We start from the raw sequence: 20347 nt of genomic DNA, 5'->3' as shown, positions 1-20347 counted from the left end.
TAATGAATAATGCATTAGGCATGGTAGAAACAAAAGGTTTAGTAGGCGCTATCGAAGCAGCCGATGCTATGGTAAAAGCAGCTAACGTAACATTGACCGGTTATGAAAAAATCGGTTCCGGTTTGGTAACTGTAATGGTTCGCGGTGATGTAGGCGCTGTTAAAGCCGCTGTAGACGCAGGTTGCGCAGCAGCTGCTAAAGTGGGCGAAGTTGTATCCACTCATGTAATTCCACGCCCTCATAGCGATGTAGAAAGCATCTTGGTTAAATAAGACCGTTGCTTTTTATCAACGACTTGAATTAGTAAGACTGATTACAGATTAACTAATTAGCAAAGGATAACCTATGATGGATAAAGATGCTTTAAAAGAGCTGATTCGCCAGATTATCCAAGATGTGCAGACGCCGGAAATCCCAATCGGGATTTCCAATCGTCACCTTCATCTCAGTCAGGCCGACTATGACCGGTTATTCCCTCATGTGACCTTACAGTCCAAGAAGGAATTGAAGCAGCCCGGTGAATTTGCCGCGGAACAAGTGGTAACCATAGTGGGGCCGAAGAATGAAATTGGTAAAGTTCGTTTATTGGGGCCGCTTCGCAAAGCATCGCAAGTGGAAATTTCACAAACCGATGCTCGTATGCTGGGCGTAAAACCACCGATTGTGTTGTCCGGTCAGCTTGATAAAGCGGTGCCGATTACCTTAAAAACGGAATTCGCTCAAATTACAATCCCTTGTTGTATCATCGCCAAGCGTCACATTCATGTGAATGCCGATGATGCGCCAAAGTTGGGCGTAAAGAATGGCGATACCGTAAAGGTACGCGTTGTGACACCGGAACGAACGACTGTTTTCGAAGATGTTATCATTCGCGTTTCCCCTGATTATGTGACGGAAATGCATTTAGATACGGACGAGGCGAATGCGGCACAAGTGGATGCTCATACGGTGGCGAAAATAGTACGGTAGGAGGCAAGTATGCGCAGTATTGAAGAAGTAAATCAACTATTGGCCGCTTTTAATCAATGCGTTGAGGAAGGGGCGACACGCACAATTTCAGAAAAGGAAGCTGATACCTTACGGGTCGGCGTCGATCTTGGCACATCGTCCATCGTCCTTGCCGTAGTTGATGTGGGCGGTCAACCGGTATACGGTGCTTTTGAATACGCGCAGGCCGTAAGAGACGGCTTAGTGGTAGATTATGTGGGGGCAGTTACTATAACTCGGCGTTTAAAAGCAAAAGCCGAAGCGGAACTGGGATGCTCCTTAACGAAGGCAGCAGCGGCCGTACCGCCCGGCACTTTGGGCAAAAATAAAGACGTGGTAAGCCATGTTCTTGAAGGCGCTGATTTCGAAGTAACCGCCATATATGATGAACCAACGGCAGCTGCCTTGGTACTTGATATGGTCAATGGTGCTGTAGTCGATGTGGGCGGCGGCACGACGGGAATTACCGTGATTAAACGGCGCAAAGTGAGTTACACCGCCGATGAACCGACCGGCGGTTCTCATATGACGCTTGTGCTGAGCGGTAACTATGGAATTTCCCAAGCTGATGCGGAACTTCTCAAGCGAGATCATTCAAGAGAACGGGAAGTGTATCCGGTAATTCGCCCGGTAGTCGAAAAAATGGCCACCATAACCAATAAAGCCTTGACGGACGGGGCCTATCGCAAGAATGGTCCGGTATATGTCGTAGGCGGTGCCACTAATTTTACCGATTTTGCCGATACCTTTGAGAAAGTCATCGGACGGGAGGTTATAAAGCCTCTATATCCGGAATTTGTAACCCCTTTAGGAATTGCCCTTGGCAGTGTATAACTCAAATGTGGATTTATGGCTAAGGTACTGAACAAGAGCGAGTTATAAATACAACGTTGAAAGGCAATTTTACAGGGAATGAGGTAGTTATGGACGAAATTATTGCAGCAGTACTCAAACGCTTGCAGGCGCGAATGGAAAGCCGAGGACAGGTGGATTTGGCTCACGACGGCAAGCTTGAGGAACGTACCTTGCTGCATCATCAACGGGTGGAGGTTACCGGCTTAAGTCAATCACAATTAAATGAACTGACCGAGCGAATCGAAGGTCCTTTAGTGACGTGGTTCGACCAGGCAGTCGCTTATGGTTGTGATATGACGGTGGTTACGGATATGTGTGTTAACCAACAATGGAATCCGGCGATGATATTAACCTGGCCGTTTACTTTTAAAGATAAACAAGGCCGCAAGGTATACAGTTTCAAAGAGCGCATCATTAGTGCGTCGGCGATTCGTACCTGCAACAAAGAGTCCGTTATACTAATATTTCGTGGTCAGCGATTTACCGCTCTCGGGCTTGATGAATTGCGCGACCGCCACCTTGTATGTGTAGAAGGGACGAAACGATATGCAGACTGGTAGAGTAATAGGCAGTATTGTATCGACACAAAAACACGAGTCCTTAGTGGGCTTGAAGTTGATGATTATACAATACGTTGACGGCAATCAGGAACCGTTACCTTCGTATGAAGTGGCGGCGGACACTGTGAGTGCCGGGATTGGTGAATACGTATTATTGACCCGCGGTTCTTCTGCTCGCCACGTATTCGGCGACGGACAGGACATCAATAGCGCTGTTGATTGCGCTATCGTAGGTATTATAGATAGTTTTGATAAATAGGAGGCCCACCATGGCTATTTACACGAAAACGGGCGATAAGGGCACGACGGGACTGTTTGACGGTACTCGCGTTGCCAAAAACTCGGAACGGGTCAACACCTATGGCACCCTTGATGAGTTGAATGCGCACTTAAGTGTGTGTGAAAAATTGGTGCGGTATCCGGAAACAAAACAGATTTTACATAATTTACAAGGCCTGTTATTTAGACTTTGTGCGGAAGTAGCGACGATGGATCAAGCTAAATTAACACAGTACAGCACGCTTATCAGTGAAGCGGATATTAAAGAGCTGGAATCAATCATCGACCGCTATACGCAATTATTGCCGCCGCTCACAAGTTTTATATATCAGGGCAACAATTTAGCAGCTGCTGAGCTTCATGTGGCCCGTACCGTTTGCAGACGGGCGGAACGAAAACTCAACGGCTTGCGGCAGGGCGAACCGGTTAGACCGACAGCGTTAGCGTTTGTAAACCGGTTATCCGACTGCATCTATACGCTGGCGCGTATGGAAGACTTCATGTTCTATGTGGACGAAGTTTCCTCAAAGGTTATGGCTAAATTGGATGGGGCAGTAGAAGCGGCTTCACCGGCTAAGAGCCATACCGAGGTTGGAACCAAGCCCATAAATGAAGAAGAACGACTGCGTCGTATGGCCATGTGCTTACTTGAAGGGGCAACGGCTAAAAGCGAAGCTATGGGCGTACCGGTTGTTATTACTGTAGTGGATGTACACGGTAATCCGGTTCTTGCCTATCGCATGGCTGATGCGTTGCTCGTAAGTACCGAAATTTCGGCCGGCAAAGCCTATACGGCAGTGGCTCTAAAATGTAAGACCCAAGCTTTGAAAGAAATCATTCAGCCCGGGGCTGATTTATATCAGATTGAATCCATGGTATCCAGGCCTTTAGTTACATTTGGCGGCGGATTTCCGCTGACGCAAAACGGTAAGCTCATAGGTGGCTTAGGTATTAGTGGGGGGACAGTCGCTGAAGATGTGACTATCGGAGAATATGCAATGGATTATATGGAGGCAAAGTATGGAAAATAAACAAGAGTTAGAACGTATGATTCGCTCTATGGTTATGAATATTATGAATGGTACGGACACAGGCGCTGATGCAGCTACTGAAGGTTCCTTACCGGATGAGCCGGGCGTTTTCAATACTGTAAATGCAGCCGTAGCGGCCGCTAAAAAGGCACAAATTCAATTCGAAGAATGCACCTTGGCTACTCGCGGTAAAGCTATTGAAGCGATTCGTCAGAGCATGCGTCCATTAGTTAATAAATTGGCCCAGATGACCTATGACGAAACCGGTATGGGCCGTGTAGCGGATAAGATTATTAAATTGAATCTTACCCTCGACAAAACACCGGGTGTAGAAGACTTGGTAACGGAATGTGAAACCGGTGATAACGGGATGACCTTATATGAATTGTCCCCATACGGTGTTATCGGTGCCGTTACGCCAAGTACTAACCCAAGTGAAACTTTGATTTGTAATGCTATCGGCATGTTAGCGGCAGGCAATGCGATCTTCTTCAGCGTTCATCCGGGGGCTAAAAAATTATCTCGTTGGCTCGTAAGTGAACTTAATAAAATCGTAGCGGATGCTATCGGTATTAATAACTTAATCGTTACTATCGCTGAACCGTCCATTGAAGCGGCTCAGGAAATGATGGTACATCCGGATATTCCTTTATTGGTTGTTACCGGTGGCCCGGGCGTTGTACATCAGGCATTGTGCAGTGGCAAGAAGGTAATCGGTGCCGGCGCCGGCAATCCGCCTGCATTCGTTGATGAAACAGCCAACATTCGTCAGGCTGCTCAGGATATCGTAATGGGCGCCAGCTTTGATAATAATATCCTCTGCATTGCAGAAAAAAGCGTGGTAGCCGTTCGTTCCATCGCTGACGAACTGATTGAAGAAATGAAAAAAGCCGGTGCGGTTCTTATCGAAAGAGAAGATCAAATCCAAAAATTATTGGATATTACTTTGCAGAAAAACTGTACACCAAGCCGCAAATATGTAGGCCGCAATGCCAACGTAATCTTGCGTGATGCCGGTATTGAAGTGGAAGGCGACCCTCGACTTATCATTATGAGAACCGACAAACATCATCCGTTTGCCACAACTGAAATGTTGATGCCGATTTTACCGGTAGTAACGGTAGAAAACTTCGAAGACGGTTTGGCAACTTGCCTCTTCTTAGAAGCCGGTTTACATCATACGGCAACCATGCATTCCCTTAACTTGGAACGCCTTAACAAAATGGCACGTGCTATGAAAACGTCGATTTTTGTTAAAAACGGTCCATCCTATGCAGGTCTTGGTTACAATGGCGAAGGTACTACCACCTTTACGATTGCCACACCAACCGGTGAAGCAACTACATCGGCTCGTCACTTTGCGCGTCGCCGTCGTTGCTGCTTGACTACAGGCTTCCAAATTCGTTAGGAGGCAGCTATGAATCAATGGACATTTCCTACTAAAATCTTTGCCGGCCATGATTCCCTCTTACGATTGAAGCAATTTCGGCAAGAGCGGATCTTGGTTGTGTGCGATCCGTTTTTAGAAGGAACAGAAAACTTAAACTTTATTTTGAATGAACTTCGCCCACAGAATGAGGTGAGCATCTATACCGATGTTGTACCGGATCCTCCGATTAGCCATGTGGTTAAAGGGGTGGAATTCATTCAGAAACTACAACCTACAGTAGTTATTGCCATTGGTGGTGGTTCGGCCATCGATTTGATCAAAGCCGTATTGTACTTTGCCCGTCATATGGGGTATAGCGGGGTACGTTATTTTACGGTAATTCCGACCACCAGCGGCACCGGTTCCGAAGTAACGTCATTTGCCGTTATTACGGATCCTACTTCGCAGACAAAATATCCTATATTAGATGAAAGCTTATTGCCGCAAGAAGCGATTTTAACGCCGCTTTTTGTCAAAACGGCACCACCTAAAGTAACGGCCTACAGCGGTATGGACGTGTTGGTTCATGCTATTGAAGCCATAGTTTCGACGGGGGCTAATAATTTTACGGATGCCCTCGCCGAAAAGGCTTTGGAGTTGGTATTCGAATACCTGCCTAAGTGCTTTGCACCGGGAGCTACGGAAGAAGACCGCATGGGGATGCACGAAGCATCCTGCATGGCAGGGCTCGCTTTTAACCGAGCCGGACTCGGTATTACCCACGCCTTGGCTCATCAGCTGGGCGGTCAATTCCATATCCCGCATGGGCTGGCCAATGCGATGCTTATCGCCAGAGTCGTTATGTTTAACGCCTTTCATAGTGAAACGGCGTACGAGAAATATGTACAACTTGCAAAGAAGCTCGGCTTTGCAGATAACGGTACAGACAAGAGAGATGCTTTAGTCGCGTTAGTTAAAGCTATCTTACAACTTGCCCGAACAGTAGAATGTCCGCTTAATATCAGTGCGGCAGCTAATGTTTCGGCACAGGAGGCAAGACAGAAAGTTTCTATTATGGCGGATAAAGCATTGCAGGATATGACCTATCAGACAAATCCATATGCCGCCTCGAAGGACGATCTGGAAAATCTATTATTAATGATCATGTAAGGAGTCGCGTATGGATACACAGATCCTGATTAGTGAATTTGTTGGCACGGCTGTTTTGATGGCTTTTGGTAGTGGGGTTAACTCCTCGGTTTTATTAAAAAATACGCTGGCGAAAGCGTTTGCGCCAAATTGGATGAGTTTGATTTTTGGATGGGCTATGGCCGTTACCTTTGCCGTATATATTGGCATAGCGCTCGGTGGCCCGGCTCATTTGAATCCGGCCATCACCATTTCGCTCGCTGCGGGCGGCATTTTCCCATGGGACCAGGTATTACCTGTTGTGGCAGCCCAAATGGTGGGCGGCTTCGTTGGTTCCGCTATTACTATGGTTCACTATTTCCCTCATTTCAAACAAACAGGACCCGATGAAGGCAATGTAGTTGGTATTTTTGCCACCGGCCCGATGAGTGATAACCGTTTCATGAACTTATTATCCGAAGTTATTGCTACGTTTATGTTTATGTTGGCAATCCTTTGCCTCGGCAAAATGAGTGACGGTTTATTCCCATTCATCGTTGGTATGTTAGTTGCTTCTATTGGTTTCTCTTTCGGTTCTACCACCGGTTTTGCGCTCAACCCTGCGCGCGATTTTGGCCCTCGCTTGGCCTATGCAATCTTACCGGTACCTAACCGCGGGACTGCCAATTGGGGATATGCCTGGGTTCCTGTATGCGGACCTATCATTGGGGCAACAATTGCCGTATTATTTTTCTTGGCGATTGCACCTAAATAAGCCGTTATTTTCCTAAACGCAGATCATTAATGACCAATATGATATTGGAAAATAGAAACGCGATTAGGAGGGGCATTAAGGGATAGAATGTATTCAGCTATAGCTGATACGGGGATGAGTAATGTTAGGTAATTACTGCTCATAAAAAGAGCAGAGGAGGCTCAAGGGCGGTAATTACCTAATGAATCATAAGTTTTAATCAAATGAATTGATGGATTATATAGGACAAATCAAAACCAATCAGGCCAATTGAAACATGTCAGACTAATTGAAATATGTCAGGCTAATGAAATATATCAGGAATCTGAGTATATCAGCTGTAAAGGGACTGTGGCTTACACAGAAAGGATTGTATTATGGATTTTTTAGACGCTGTAGAAAATAAACAACGCATTATTCAGGAATTTGTACCAGGCAAACAGGTTACAATTGCTCATATTATTGCGAATCCGAAACCGGAATTATTCCGCAAAATGGGGTTAGATGAGAAAAAACGCGGAGCTATCGGAATTTTGACGATTACTCCCGGTGAAGGTACCATTATTGCCGCCGATATTGCGACTAAGGCTGCAGGCATTGAATTGGGCTTTGTGGATCGCTTTTCCGGTGCGTTATTGATTACGGGTGATGTATCCGGTGTAGAATCGGCTATGAAAGCCGTGATGGAAGGTTTGGATAAAATTTTAGGATTTTTCCCAACTCAAATCACACGTACCTGATGAATTAATTCGTCAGTCATTCATACTAGTGTCATTTATTTAATAGGTATTTAGAGGAAATCTGTAGTATAATAGATGTCAGTGGTGCTAGGGGCCTGCAGATTGGGAGGTGAGCAGATGGAACAGACGGACCAAGCGTTAAAAACGGTTATTATGGTAGGGCGTACGGAAGTTGGCAAAACGACGTTGGCCAATACGTTGATGTATGGCAGTCCGGAAGCTCGAAAAACTCAATCCATCGGCCGCATTGGATCGATTATCGACACACCCGGTGAATTTGTAGAAAATCCCATATATTATCGGGCAATTTTGTTGAATGCCTATGATGCGGATATCGTCTTGTTTTTAAATGAAGCCGACGAAAAGGAAAGTATTTTTCCGCCGAATTTTGCCGCTTCCTTTAATCGAGAAGTTATCGGGGTTATCACGAAGATGGACCTGGGGGGCGATGTGACCAGAGCTCGCAAAAATCTTAAAGAGGCGGGAGTCAGCCGAATTTTTGAAATATCGGTACATGATGCCGAATCCGTAAAAGAATTGCGTGATTATATTTCTCAGGAGCCGCAACCGTAATATACGGGACGCCGGTATAAGACATTAGTAGTGAATATGATGGTGGTAAATTATGAATTTTAAGCAGAATTTAGCAAGTGTATTAGCTGGTGCCTATAAGCTGGATTATCGTTGGCTCCAGATTAAGGATCATGAAATTTTTATTTATAAGGATGTAAAGAACGCTGCGGAAACGCCGTTGGCTTTACATTTCGACCCTGCCTTCAATGCGCAGGTTATCACATTGTGTGAGGAAACGGTAGGTTCTATTACTGAACCGATTTTGATTGATACTATTTTACAAGCTCATTGTGCGGCGGAAGCCCATGAAATTTATTATGATGAAAAGCTCTATGCTCAAAAAGCCGTAGCTATTCGTCATAAGCCTAATGAATTGACCGCTATTCTTGAAACGGGGGAGCGCTATTTGCTCACTTTGAATGGTGTAGTTAAAACTAACCCCGGCGACTGGGTAATTCGTGGGGTTAACGGCGAAGAATATCCTTGCGATCCGGAAATTTTTAAAATGTTATATGATGTAATGGACGAATCCAAAAAATAATATATTGAATAGGATTCTTAATTATCGAATGTTCAGGCATCGGTCGTTTGACCGGTGACTTTTTGTTATATAGTTTTAGGTCACTGTCTATTTTTTAATTCCATATAGAGCAATGGATAGGGGGTTCCCTGTTCATCCAGCTCGGTTCGTTTATATACGGAAAAACCCCTATATGGCTAAATGATAGCCGTATAGGGGTGTTAGATTATCCGTTGTTATTTTTCCGGATGATAAACCAATACTTTATCCGTATCGAGTTCATGTATTTTATGGAAGTATTCTTGAGCGTATTCCAAATCTTCCGGTGTATTGATGTCGATGAAAATATCCGCTTCTAAGGTATTTTCCTTCAAAGGCAATTGCAATAAAGGTACTTCTTTGTAGAAGGAATGGAGCAATGTTTCACCGGCTGCGATTTTTTCTTTCATAATCGGTAAGAGTTTGCGATTATAAATGGCGTGCAAGCAAATATCTTTGCCGTTTAGGATAGGTACTACGACCTGAGCAACGCCTTGGGCTTCTACCATGCGGTCCAATACTACGAGGGAGAGGAACGGCATGTCAACGCCGATAACGAAGAGGTTTTCCGCATCGGTCGCTTCAAAAGCGGTGGCTACGCCGCCTAAGGTATGATGCCCCGGATATTTGTCTTCCACAACAGTGGCGTCTTTTAACGGTTCAAATTTATCGAAAAGGGTCTTATTATCGGTTACAATAATAGGGTCTTTTTCGAAGGAAAAAGCTAACATAGTATAAATAGTTTCAATTAATGTTTGGTCGCCGAATTTGGCAAACACTTTGTTATAACCCATGCGGGAACTGTTGTGACCCGCTAAGATAACCGGTTGTAAAGTTGCTAAATTTTCATACATAATAATGACCCCCCTTTAAAATGTTCCTCTGTATAATAATGATACCATATACGCATAAATGAAATAAAGAAAAATCATGTGAAATTGAAATTCTATAGTATTAATTTTGCATAATACATCTTGATTTATCGGTGTATATGAGCATAACGTATACTCGAAAAATGAAGTTGAAAATCACTTCCGATTAAGCCTAATAAAACCACAAGGCGTTGACTTTAAATTGCTTTAATTTAAAGTTAACGCCTTAATTGGTTATATAATATTTAGTTGTCGTTGTTTTTAAAACGAAGAATGAAGGTTGTCCCTTCACCCGGTTCACTTTTAACCGCTACGGAACCACTGTGGATTTCCATAATGTGTTTTACCAAAGCAAGACCAAGGCCGCTGCCTTCGCGTTTGCTATTGCGACTTGGATCAGCCTGATAGAAACGTTCAAAGATACGAGCTTGTTTGTCCTTAGGAATGCCGATACCTTCGTCGGTGACGCTGACAACGGTAAAGCTTTCTTTGGTGCAAATATTAACAATAATATGATTATCCAGGTTTTTACTGAATTTAATAGCATTGTCAAAGAGATTGATAAACACTTCTTCAATCAACTTAGGGGAGAGAAGTAAGGACGGGCTTTCACCGGTCATGGCCAAGGTGATATTTTTGCCCTGTCGCTTAGTGGCTAATTGTTGCCAAGCTGAATTAATGACGGAGCGTATTGAGGTTTGTTCAAAAAGTACTTCAGATCCTTCGTCTTCGATGCGGGAGAGTTTCAAAATAGTATCGATTAGTTCCTGCATGTGAAGAGCGGCGGTATGAATATGACCGCCCAGTAGAGTTGCTTCTTCTTTGTTGGGATACATACCCTTAGCAAGAATTTCCGCATAGCCGCTGATGGTAGTAAGCGGTGTTTTTAGTTCATGCGATACATTTGAGGTAAACTCATGACGGCGCTGTTGCTCTAAATAGCTCTGCGTAATATCAGAGATGATAACGAGCAAGCGACCTTTGTAGCGATCGTCTTCCGTAATGTGGAAGATGATATGAAAATGCTGATTATCTTTATGAAGCAAGTATTCGCCGCCCTGATGTTTGCGCATGGCGTTAATTACATTTTTGCGCCAGTCCACATCATCAGAGAGCAGTAAAAGCGATTCTCCGTGTAATTCGCTTTTAGCGTTTAAAAACTCTTTCAGATGTTCATTATATGTAATGATAGTGCCGTCTAATTCAGCCAATAAGAGCCCTTCGTCCATTTCTTCCATAATAGACCGGAGGGTATTTTTTTCGGCCTGTAAACGCAAAATCATAGCTTCCAGTTCGTTTTTTTGAAAAGACAGACGCGATAGAAGCGGTGTAATTTCATTGTAGGCCTCGTCAATAACCGGTTTGGTATCGCCGTGCGAGGTCCAGGCTTTTACAATTTCTTCGATCGGATAGATGGCATCAGCCGTCCAACGCCGTGCTAAGAGATAACATCCGCCCGACATGGCCGCAAAGAGCAGAAAGAGCCCCGGTGCGGCGTCTAAGATAACTTTGTAAACGGTAGAACCGTTACGGGATACGCGCAGAATCGAGTTATCCGGCAGGCGAATGGCCTCGTAGTAACTGATGGCATGGATGGTGGAAGAGTCGCGAATATCACTGCCTTCGCCGTGGAGGATGGCCTGTGATATTTCGGGACGCTGCAGATGATTATCCATTGAATCCGCATCGTGAACGGAATCAAATAATACTTTTCCTTCGTAGGAAATCCAGGTAATACGTAGGGTATTATTGGTTGATTGGGCAATGGCTTGTAATCGGTCCGGTGTTAATGTGCCTGTAGACGCAATAATTCGACCTTCCGTATAAAGTACGGTGCGAAAATCATGTTTCCAGTTATTATAGAACAAATAACTGAGAATTACGGTGCTGACTACGAGACTCAACATGCCCAAACCGAACAGGGCACGGAAGAACTTCTGTCTCATATAGTAGCCTCCCAACGATATCCGATGCCGCGAACAGTCTTAAGGTGGCGGCCGGCATGGCCTAAATGCTGCCGTAAGGTAACAACATGCATGTCAACGGTACGGGATTCGCCTTCATAGGAAAAGCCCCAAACAACTTCCATAATGCGTTCACGGGAAAGGGCAATGCCCGTATTCTCCATAAAGTAGAGTAAGAGTTCGTATTCTTTGAGGGTTAACGCAATAGGTTGGCCATCAAGGGTGACGATGCGACTGTCTTTGTCGAGTACTAAATCATCACAAGTGAGTACGGATTTCTTAGGCGGCGTTGTTGGACGAGTACGACGCAATAAAGCCTTTATACGGGAAACAAGTTCAACGACGCCGAATGGCTTGGTAATGTAGTCATCGGCACCGCCGTCGAGACCTTGCACGACATCAATTTCGGAAGTTTTGGCGGTAATCATAATAATCGGTAAATCCTGGGTAGCAGGTTTTTCACGAAGTTTATTTAAGATGGATAAACCGTCTTCACCTTCCAGCATAATGTCGAGCAAGACAAGTTGAGGCCGGCGTTCTTCCAGGGCGGCCCAAAAGGGTCCGCTTGACTCGAAGGTGCCGACCTCAAAGCCCTGCCCGTTTAACACATAGGAGATAAGTCCGCGAATGCTGTCTTCATCTTCTACACAATAAATTAAAGGGTGGGTCTGTTTCATAGCTATCTCCTTATTCTGATAGAAAAAAAGGAACGAACTGCATTGAGTTCGTTCCGGGGAGTTTCCTGTTATCAACCGAAGCGACCGTTAATGTAGTCAGCCGTTTTTGGCTGTGTTGGTTCGGTAAATATAGTCTTTGTTTTATTATATTCTACCAAATCTCCCATTAAGAAGAAAGCGGTTTTATCAGAAATACGAGCAGCTTGTTGCATATTGTGTGTAACAATAACAATTGTGTAGTCTTCTTTTAACTCTAACGCTAATTCTTCGATTTTAGCAGTGGAAATAGGATCGAGCGCACTGGTAGGTTCGTCCATGAGGATTACGTCAGGGCGAGTTGCCAAGGTACGAGCGATGCAAAGACGCTGCTGTTGACCACCGGATAAGCTGATGGCACTCTTGTGTAAGCGGTCTTTTACTTCATTCCACAAGGAAGCTTGGGTCAAGCTTTTTTCAACGATTTCGTCGAGTTCGCTTGCTTTTTTGATGCCTTGTAAACGTGGGCCGAAGGCTACGTTGTCATAAAGGCTTTGTGGGAATGGGTTTGGTTGTTGGAAAACCATGCCTACGCGGTGACGAAGAACGATTGGTTCCATGTCATTGTAAATATCTTCGCCTTCTAAAAGGATTTTACCTTTAACGGTTACATCCCCTTCGAGGTCGTTCATGCGGTTTAAGATACGTAAGAAGGTGGATTTACCGCAACCGGAAGGTCCGATTAATGCAGTAATTTCGTTCTTCTTAATGTTCATGTTGATATTTTTTAAGGCATGGAAGGTGCCGTAGTAGAAATCAAGATTTTCTACTGTAAAAGCGTTGCCTACAGCTTGATCAGCGACAGCTTTAGCACCGGCATTTACCAACACTTGCTGATTGGGCATTGCTACTTCAGAAATTTCCATTATTTGTTGTCTCCTAGGTTTTTACGATTAAGGTGACGGCTCAAGGCACGAGCACCGATACTGAATGTGAAAACGAGCGCTAAAAGTACGAGAGCACTTAAGTTGGCCATGGCACTTGCATTTGGATCCAAGGATTCACTGCGGGACGCCCAGATTTGAAGGGATAATGTTTCACCGGAACGGAATGGGTTGAACGCATTGGTAGGGGATGTAATATCCGTGCTGGACCAATTGATGTCGGTACTCATACCGGCGGTAAACATGAGAGCAGCGGCTTCACCGAATACACGGCCGGCTGCTAAGATAATGCCTGTAATAATAGCCGGGAATGCGGCTGGAATTAATACGCGGCTGATAGTCTGCCATTTGGTAGCACCTAAACCGTAACTACCTTTGGCATAGGATGCCGGTAAGGCGCGCAAGGCGTCTTCGGTAATGGTTGCGATAAGCGGTAAGGTTAAGATGGATACCGTTAACGCACCGGCGAATAAGTTCCATTGGGAGTTGGTCATGATGATGAACACCAAGTAACCGAACAAACCGAGAACGATGGAAGGTAAAGACGATAAGGTTTCGATAGAGATACGCATAATCTTTTGTGCTTTACCTTTAGTTGCGTATTCCGCCATGTAGATACCGGCGCCAATTCCGAGGGGAATACTGATAAGTAAGGCTAAGAATACGAGATAAATCGTATTGAAGAATTGGTTACCGATACCGGTTGGAGAGAATGCTAAGAGTTCAGGTTTGAACTCACTTAAGGCACTCCAGGCAATATGGCCTACAAAACCAACTAACAGTAATAAGGTAGCGCCTGCTAGGATATGCAAACCCAGTGTAACCAAGCGGTCGGTAGATAAAGCCCGTCGACGAGGGCCCGGAATGGCTTTACTTTTCACTTAGGTTGCCTCCTTTAGATGTGATGTAGCGAATGAGTAAAATAAACAATAAGGAAATTACGAATAGGAATAAGGCCATGGTCCATAATGCCATATTGTATTCACTGCCTTCCATAGTACCGCCCATATCCGCTGCAATCGCACTGGTTAAGTTAACGGTAGGATCCAATAAGGATTTAGGGAAGGCTTTCATTTTACCGATTACCATGGCTACCGCCAAGGCTTCACCGAAGGCACGCGCCAAGCCGAGTACAACGCCGGCCAAGATACCGTGTTTAGCTACCGGTAAAACGATTTTGTAAATTACTTCCCAGCGGGTAGCACCTAAGCCGTAAGCGCCTTGACGGTATGTTTTAGGCACACTGTTGATGGCGTTCATGGTTACAGATGTAATCGTTGGGAAAATCATAATTGCGAGTACGATGGAGGCTGCCAATACGGAGAAACCGCTGTCAGCTGTAGTGTACTTCTGAAGGAAAGGTACCAAGATGGTAAGACCTAGCCAACCATAGATGATTGAAGGAATCCCTACAAAAATTTCAATCACCGGTTGCCAGAAACGACGTCCGACGCTAGGTGTAATTTCCGCCATGTAGATGGCCAACGCAATACTTACAGGCGTTGCCATTAACAAGGCGAGAGCACAGGTAATAAGAGAGCCGACAATATAAATGCCGGCTCCTACGTGACCGCCGCCGGCAAGAGTGTCGGCGGGCTGCCACTGGGTTGAGAATAGGAATTCTGAAAGACTGTGCCCGTAGATAGTGAAGGTACCGGTACCACGATAGAGGAGGAAGATCCCAATCGCTGCTGTGATAATCAGTAGGAAGAGACCTGCGCCTCTGATAACGTTACGCCATATTCTATCGGCGCGTAAAGTGCTTTCAATGTTCATCTATTATTACCCCTATTTTACTGTTTAACTTTAGAGGCTACACCGTAACCTTGAGCTTCCAATTTTTTACCATATTCATCAGACATGATGAAGTCTAAGTATGCTTTCTGAAGAGCATCAGGTTGGCCTTTAGTGTACATGTGTTCGAAGCCCCATACTTTGTAAGAACCATTGTAGCTGTTTTCGAGGGTAGGAGCCACGCCGTCGATGGAGATAGCAGTTACGCTGGAGTTATTTAACAAGTAAGGAAGAGCTACATAACCGATAGCGCCAGGAGTGTTGGCGATACTCTGAATTAAAGCACCGGAGTCGTCAGTTTCTAACGATTTGTTGGAAGCTTCTTGGTTTTTGTCAAGAGCGAATTCAGAGAAGAGAGCACGAGTACCGGAAGTAGTAGGACGAGTTACCAATACTACGTTCTGGTCAGGACCGCCAACTTCTTTCCAGTTAGTTACTTTACCGGTGAAGATGTCGATCAATTGTTGTTTAGTCAAGTTTGGAACTGCTTTAGCAACGTCTTTGTTAGCTACAGTTGCTACAGTTACGATTGCTACTTTGTGGTCAACGAGTTCAGCTGCTTTTTCTTTGGATAATTTTGTTTCAGCAGGAACGTCGGAGTTACCGATGTTTACAGTGCCGTCGGAAACTTGTTTCAAGCCGGTACCGGAACCGCCACCGTTCAATACGATGGATACATCAGGATGTTTCTTTTTGAATTCAGCCGCAGCATCTTTTGCTAATGGAAGTAAAGCGGAAGAACCGGAAGAAGTGATGGTTCCTTTTAATGCCTGAGAGTTTGCAGGGGCAGAGCTGTCATTGCCACAACCAAGTAAACCGAGTGTTAACACGCTTGCTACTGCCATTGCTGTAAATGCCTTACGTTTGAAGTTCATGATTCAATTGCCTCCTAATTAGAAATGGACGTATTTACCAATTTAGTTTGTACACACAGTATAACTAAGCTGTGTAAAGTTTTTCATGTCCCTCTGTAAAAGTTTTGTAAAATTAATAATAAATGAGAATAAGTTCGATATAGTTTGTCGCGAGGGGGTTCTTATAGGCTTATATAAATAGTCTTTTATTAGATAGGAATTTTGAATGGATTCTGTATGTTTTATTAATGAAGCAAATGTCTTTTATGGACGGAACTCATAAATCCTTTGATTTAAAATGACGATTTTGGGACGTTGAAAGTAGATAATTTCGGTAGATTTGAATTGCACATTCATGATTTAGTGTTATAATCTATTTAAACTATATTCTATAGAAGATTAAAATAACATCTAATGGGGATCTAGAGCATATAGTTGAAGAAAAAAGAGATAGGTTGTAGAAAGGAGCGATTATTATGCGCGTTGATATGAACAGTGATTTAGGTGAAAGTTTCGGTGCTTATACGTTAGGCATGGATGAAGCGGTGCTTACGCATGTAACCAGTGCCAATGTGGCTTGCGGTTGGCATGCGGGGGATCCGCTCATCATGGCGAAAACCGTACAACTCTGTAAAGAAAAAGGCGTAGCTGTGGGTGCTCATCCGGGTTATCCTGATTTATTGGGGTTCGGTCGCCGCAACATGACCATTACACCGGCAGAAGCTAAAGCGTATATGCTCTACCAGGTGGGGGCTTTGCAGGCATTTTGTAAAGAGGCCGGTGTTCCGTTACAACATGTAAAACTTCATGGTGCTTTTTACAATACTGCTTGCGTGGATCCGAAATTAGCGACGGCTGTATTGGACGGTATAGAAGCGCTGGGTGATGGCATTGCCATTATGGCACTCAGTGGCAGTGTTATGGTTGAGCTTGCCATAGAACGCAACATTCCGGTGATTCAGGAAGTGTTTGCGGATCGCGGCTATACCGCTAAAGGAACTTTAGTACCGCGCAGTGAACCGGGCGCATTTGTCAAAGATCCGCAAGAAGCGTTGGCCCGTATTTTGCAAATGGTAAAAGAAGGTACAGTAGTGGCTAATACGGGCGAAACTATTCCGATTGTAGCCGATTCCATTTGTGTTCACGGTGATAATCCTGAGGCGGTAGCCTTTACGAAGGAACTTCGGGAAGGTCTTGAAAAAGCAGGGTTAACGGTGACTAATTTTATATGATAGGGTATTTAAGGGAGGTTTTCTATGAAGCGAGTTGATGATAATAAAAAAAGTCTGTCCGTTTTAATCGGGGCGGCCTTTTTGATGGCTACATCGGCCATCGGCCCGGGGTTTATGACGCAGACGGCGGCTTTTACGGATCAGTTTAGAGCGGACTTTGCCTTTGTTATTGTGGCATCCGTTATTTTATCGTATATAGCGCAGCTCAATGTGTGGACCATTATTGCCGTTTCAAAATTGCGCGGCCAGGATATTGCGAATCGCGTATTGCCGGGACTCGGCTATTTTGTAGCATTTCTGGTTGCTTTGGGCGGTTTAGCTTTTAACATCGGTAATATCGGTGGGGCCGCTCTGGGGATTAATGTAATGATTGGGCTTGATACAAATATCGCTGCTGTTTTGGCGGCCGTTTTAGGTGTCATTGTCTTTATTTCTCACAAGGCGACCAAAGCTATGGATGCGGTGACTAAATACTTAGGGATTTTAATGCTCTTATTAATTGCCTATGTCACCGTGGTAGCAGCGCCGCCGGTAGGGACGGCTCTAAAACATAGCGTGTTGCCTTTAAAGTATGAATGGCTCGCCACCATTACTTTACTTGGCGGTACGGTTGGCGGCTATATTACCTTCTCCGGCGGTCACCGTTTGATTGACGCCGGCATTGTCGGCGAAGAAAATTTACCGCAAGTGCGTCGTTCCGCTACCCTTGGCATGGGTGTAACAACCTTGGTGCGCGTGCTTTTCTTCTTGGCTGTTTTGGGCGTTGTAATGCAAGGCTATACCTTGGATGCAAGCAATCCGGCTGCTGATGCGTTCCGTTTTGCCGCCGGTGAAATCGGCTATCGTATTTTCGGCTTGGTATTCTTCTGTGCCGCCATCACGTCCGTAGTAGGTGCGGCCTACACATCGGTGTCGTTTTTAAAGACTCTTTTTAAAACGGTGGGACGCCACGAAAATCTTTGGATTATCGGGTTCATCATTGCGTCGGCGGTTATTTTGGTGCTCATCGGCAAACCGGCTATGCTCCTCATCGTAGCGGGATCGTTGAACGGTCTTATTTTGCCGGTTACCTTAGCCGTTATGTTGATTGCGGCCAAACGTAAAGACATTATAGGCGAATACAAGCATTCGTCAATATTACTGTGGAGCGGTTGGGCTGTAGTTGTTATTTCCGCGTACATCGGTTATATTTCGTTACAAGGTATTTTGAAATTAATTCAGTAGAGTTTAAAATAAACCGGATACTCATGATTAGGAGGTGGCGGTATTGACACCTAAAGAGGACACTTTGCGCTTTGCACCGGTGGGTGATAAAGCGGTGACGGCCGTATTCGGAGATACAATCGATCCGGCCATTAATCGCAGAATTCGTCATACAGTGCAGGCTTTGCAAGCTGAAGTGGGTCATGCTATTGAAGAAATGGTGCCTACGTATAGCTCGATTTTAGTGATTTATGATCCATTGCAAAAAGAGTATGACGCTATATGCGATATGATAAGCGCAGCGTCGCAAACTGAAAGTGAAACGGCTGCAGCCGACAAGGTGCGGGTCGTAGAGATTCCCACCGTGTATGGCGGTGAGTACGGCATGGATATGAAATTTGTGGCGGAACATGCAGGCCTTACGGAGGCTGACGTTATACAGATTCACAGCGGTACCGATTATTTGGTGTATATGTTGGGATTCATTCCGGGCTTTACCTATTTAGGCGGCATGGATGAACGCATTGCAACGCCGCGCCTCACTACACCGCGTACTTTGATCCCCGCCGGTTCGGTAGGTATCGCAGGGGCTCAAACGGGTATGTACCCATCCGATTCGCCGGGCGGGTGGCAGATTATCGGGCGCACACCGGTTCGGCTATATGATGGCAACAGTGAAAAACCGACCCTTTTGGAAGCCGGTGATTATGTGCGCTATGTGCCGGTTTCGGAAGAAGAATTTTTGGATATTAAGGCGCATTTGGCGACTTATGAAGTGAAGTCGTTTTATTGTAAGGAGAGTGAGCTCCATGGTAGATAATATTTTTACAAAAAACGGGGCCGCTCATGCCTTTCATTTGATTGGTAATCCTCATAGCGGCGTGTCACCCATTGCGTATTGGCAAATCGAGCAGCCCGGATTTTTCACAACGATTCAAGATGGTGGACGTTCCGGTTATCAGCAGTACGGTATGCCCGTGGCTGGGGCCATGGACCAAGAAAGTTATGAACTGGGACAACGGCTTGTGGGCAATCCTAAGAATCTGGGAGCCTTGGAATGTACTGTTATGGGGCCGACTTTTACGGTTGTAGAGCCCTGTGTGGTAGCCTTTACGGGCGCTGAGATGACGCCGACCGTAAATGATGTGCCCGTATCTATGAACGAGGCGATTCGTTTACAAACAGGCGATGTAGTATCATCCACATTCAGTACCAATGGCGTGCGCATGTATATTGCGGTGCGCGGCGGTTTTGATGTACCCGTAATTAACGGTAGTGTGTCTACCCATGTAAAATCAAAATTGGGCGGTTACGGCGGTGAGCGTTTGCAAAAAGGGCATGTGCTCATACTCGGCGATGAACGAATCGCCGCGACCGGGCTTAATCGAGCGGTTTTACCCGATTATACCGTGCCTGTTCAGTATGAAACACCTATGGCAAGACGGACTAAACAGGCTATTCGACTGGTATTGGGACCGCAGGCTGACCGTTTTGCGGAAGAAAGTTATGAAATCCTCACGAGTGCGCCTTATGAAATTACGGCTGCGTCCGATCGCATGGGGTATCGCTTGGCAGGGGCAAAATTGAATCATTTAAACGGTGCGGATATCATATCCGACGGCGCTGTGTTTGGCTCGATTCAAGTGCCCGCCGATGGCCAGCCGATTATTTTAATGGCCGACCGTCAGACCACCGGCGGTTATACTAAAATTGCTACGGTTATTACCCCTGATTTACCGATTTTGGCTCAAATGGGACCGGGGGAAACGGTGCAGTTTAAAATTGTCTCGGTGGAAGAGGCTCAGGCTATTTATAAAACCTATCGCGCTATGTGGCGCTGAACAAGCGATTATATTACGGATAGCACCGGTGCTTTGAACCGTTAAATAAGGGACAGAGATCTAGCTACAGGTACCCGAAGTCAGATAATTCAGCTCAGCTGTTTTATCTGATTTCGGGTATTTTTGCTATGCCAATCGGTGCGTTGTATAATAAA

At 45.2% G+C, this 20347-nt stretch carries 23 protein-coding genes; 16 read left to right on the top strand and 7 right to left on the bottom strand.

The features are described 5' to 3' along the window. Positions 1–2: 2 nt before the first annotated feature. The 12 genes from pduA to E7204_RS03215 all read left to right on the top strand — a co-directional run bounded on the left by pduA (position 3) and on the right by E7204_RS03215 (position 8817). Positions 3–272 carry a propanediol utilization microcompartment protein PduA gene (gene pduA, locus E7204_RS03270; protein WP_006555510.1) on the top strand — a complete coding sequence of 90 codons (270 nt, stop codon included), beginning with the start codon at positions 3–5 and terminating at the stop codon, positions 270–272. A gap of 73 nt (positions 273–345) precedes the next feature. Further along, positions 346–969, top strand: coding sequence for a phosphate propanoyltransferase (gene pduL, locus E7204_RS03265; protein ID WP_295181506.1), 624 nt, complete (start codon positions 346–348; stop codon positions 967–969). Positions 970–978: 9 nt separating this feature from the next. Beyond that, entirely contained in the window at positions 979–1821 is an 843-nt protein-coding gene (gene eutJ, locus E7204_RS03260) for an ethanolamine utilization protein EutJ (RefSeq protein WP_295181505.1), read from the top strand. An 89-nt stretch (positions 1822–1910) separates the two neighbouring features. Further along, positions 1911–2402 carry a PduM family microcompartment protein gene (pduM, locus tag E7204_RS03255; protein WP_295181503.1) on the top strand — a complete coding sequence of 164 codons (492 nt, stop codon included), beginning with the start codon at positions 1911–1913 and terminating at the stop codon, positions 2400–2402. Next, a complete protein-coding gene (locus E7204_RS03250) occupies positions 2389–2661 on the top strand; it encodes a EutN/CcmL family microcompartment protein (protein ID WP_006555514.1) in 273 nt (90 codons plus the stop codon). The genes pduM and E7204_RS03250 overlap by 14 nt, the downstream gene beginning before the upstream one ends. 10 nt (positions 2662–2671) lie before the next feature. Next, positions 2672–3712: a cob(I)yrinic acid a,c-diamide adenosyltransferase gene (locus tag E7204_RS03245; RefSeq protein WP_295181501.1), complete on the top strand. Its 1041-nt coding sequence runs from the start codon at positions 2672–2674 to the stop codon at positions 3710–3712. Next, a complete protein-coding gene (locus tag E7204_RS03240; protein ID WP_295181500.1) occupies positions 3702–5120 on the top strand; it encodes an aldehyde dehydrogenase family protein in 1419 nt (472 codons plus the stop codon). The genes E7204_RS03245 and E7204_RS03240 overlap by 11 nt, the downstream gene beginning before the upstream one ends. Positions 5121–5129: 9 nt before the next feature. Next, positions 5130–6251, top strand: a complete 1122-nt coding sequence (locus E7204_RS03235) for a 1-propanol dehydrogenase PduQ (protein WP_295181499.1) — start codon at positions 5130–5132, stop codon at positions 6249–6251. Positions 6252–6261: 10 nt separating this feature from the next. Next, complete coding sequence (locus E7204_RS03230; protein WP_295181497.1) at positions 6262–6984, top strand: MIP/aquaporin family protein; 723 nt, start codon at positions 6262–6264, stop codon at positions 6982–6984. Positions 6985–7340: 356 nt separating this feature from the next. Continuing rightward, positions 7341–7703, top strand: coding sequence for a BMC domain-containing protein (locus E7204_RS03225; protein WP_021842289.1), 363 nt, complete (start codon positions 7341–7343; stop codon positions 7701–7703). Positions 7704–7820: 117 nt separating this feature from the next. Beyond that, on the top strand, positions 7821–8276 hold the full coding sequence (gene eutP / locus E7204_RS03220; protein WP_295181494.1) for a EutP/PduV family microcompartment system protein: 456 nt from the start codon (positions 7821–7823) through the stop codon (positions 8274–8276). A 52-nt stretch (positions 8277–8328) separates the two neighbouring features. After that, complete coding sequence (locus E7204_RS03215) at positions 8329–8817, top strand: hypothetical protein (RefSeq protein ID WP_295181492.1); 489 nt, start codon at positions 8329–8331, stop codon at positions 8815–8817. Positions 8818–9032: 215 nt separating this feature from the next. On the opposite strand, the gene E7204_RS03210 is transcribed toward E7204_RS03215, so the two are convergent. The 7 genes from E7204_RS03210 to E7204_RS03180 all read right to left on the bottom strand — a co-directional run bounded on the left by E7204_RS03210 (position 9033) and on the right by E7204_RS03180 (position 15937). Further along, a complete protein-coding gene (locus tag E7204_RS03210) occupies positions 9033–9689 on the bottom strand; it encodes a molybdenum cofactor guanylyltransferase (RefSeq protein ID WP_295181490.1) in 657 nt (218 codons plus the stop codon). 263 nt (positions 9690–9952) lie between these two features. Next, a complete protein-coding gene (locus E7204_RS03205; RefSeq protein ID WP_295181488.1) occupies positions 9953–11653 on the bottom strand; it encodes an ATP-binding protein in 1701 nt (566 codons plus the stop codon). Next, positions 11650–12348, bottom strand: coding sequence for a response regulator transcription factor (locus E7204_RS03200; protein ID WP_295181486.1), 699 nt, complete (start codon positions 12346–12348; stop codon positions 11650–11652). The genes E7204_RS03205 and E7204_RS03200 overlap by 4 nt, the downstream gene beginning before the upstream one ends. 71 nt (positions 12349–12419) lie before the next feature. Further along, the gene (gene pstB / locus E7204_RS03195; RefSeq protein ID WP_295181484.1) at positions 12420–13250 is read right to left on the bottom strand and encodes a phosphate ABC transporter ATP-binding protein PstB; all 831 of its coding nucleotides are present in this window, start codon (positions 13248–13250) and stop codon (positions 12420–12422) included. Next, a complete protein-coding gene (pstA, locus tag E7204_RS03190) occupies positions 13250–14149 on the bottom strand; it encodes a phosphate ABC transporter permease PstA (protein ID WP_295181482.1) in 900 nt (299 codons plus the stop codon). Before pstA ends, pstB begins: the two co-directional genes overlap by 1 nt. Next, the gene (pstC, locus tag E7204_RS03185; protein ID WP_295181480.1) at positions 14139–15044 is read right to left on the bottom strand and encodes a phosphate ABC transporter permease subunit PstC; all 906 of its coding nucleotides are present in this window, start codon (positions 15042–15044) and stop codon (positions 14139–14141) included. The genes pstA and pstC overlap by 11 nt, the downstream gene beginning before the upstream one ends. A 17-nt stretch (positions 15045–15061) precedes the next feature. Then, positions 15062–15937 (bottom strand): phosphate ABC transporter substrate-binding protein, encoded by an 876-nt coding sequence (locus E7204_RS03180; protein ID WP_295181478.1) that lies wholly within the window; start codon positions 15935–15937, stop codon positions 15062–15064. A 449-nt stretch (positions 15938–16386) separates the two neighbouring features. Here E7204_RS03180 and E7204_RS03175 point away from each other — a divergent pair, with 449 nt between their 5' ends. Genes E7204_RS03175 through E7204_RS03160 form a run of 4 tightly spaced genes read left to right on the top strand, consistent with a single transcriptional unit; the run spans position 16387 to position 20192 of the window. Continuing rightward, positions 16387–17148, top strand: coding sequence for a 5-oxoprolinase subunit PxpA (locus E7204_RS03175; protein ID WP_366483472.1), 762 nt, complete (start codon positions 16387–16389; stop codon positions 17146–17148). Positions 17149–17172: 24 nt separating this feature from the next. Next, positions 17173–18372, top strand: coding sequence for an NRAMP family divalent metal transporter (locus tag E7204_RS03170; protein ID WP_295181477.1), 1200 nt, complete (start codon positions 17173–17175; stop codon positions 18370–18372). Between the two features lie 43 nt (positions 18373–18415). Beyond that, positions 18416–19171 carry a 5-oxoprolinase subunit PxpB gene (gene pxpB / locus E7204_RS03165; RefSeq protein WP_295181475.1) on the top strand — a complete coding sequence of 252 codons (756 nt, stop codon included), beginning with the start codon at positions 18416–18418 and terminating at the stop codon, positions 19169–19171. Continuing rightward, positions 19161–20192 carry a biotin-dependent carboxyltransferase family protein gene (locus E7204_RS03160; RefSeq protein ID WP_295181473.1) on the top strand — a complete coding sequence of 344 codons (1032 nt, stop codon included), beginning with the start codon at positions 19161–19163 and terminating at the stop codon, positions 20190–20192. Before pxpB ends, E7204_RS03160 begins: the two co-directional genes overlap by 11 nt. The last annotated feature ends 155 nt before the right edge of the window (positions 20193–20347 follow it).

Origin of the sequence: Veillonella sp. (genome assembly GCF_015058545.1) — a bacterium.
In the GTDB taxonomy this organism is placed as follows: Bacteria; Bacillota; Negativicutes; order Veillonellales; family Veillonellaceae; genus Veillonella_A.
This window is presented reverse-complemented; position numbering and strand designations above follow the sequence as displayed.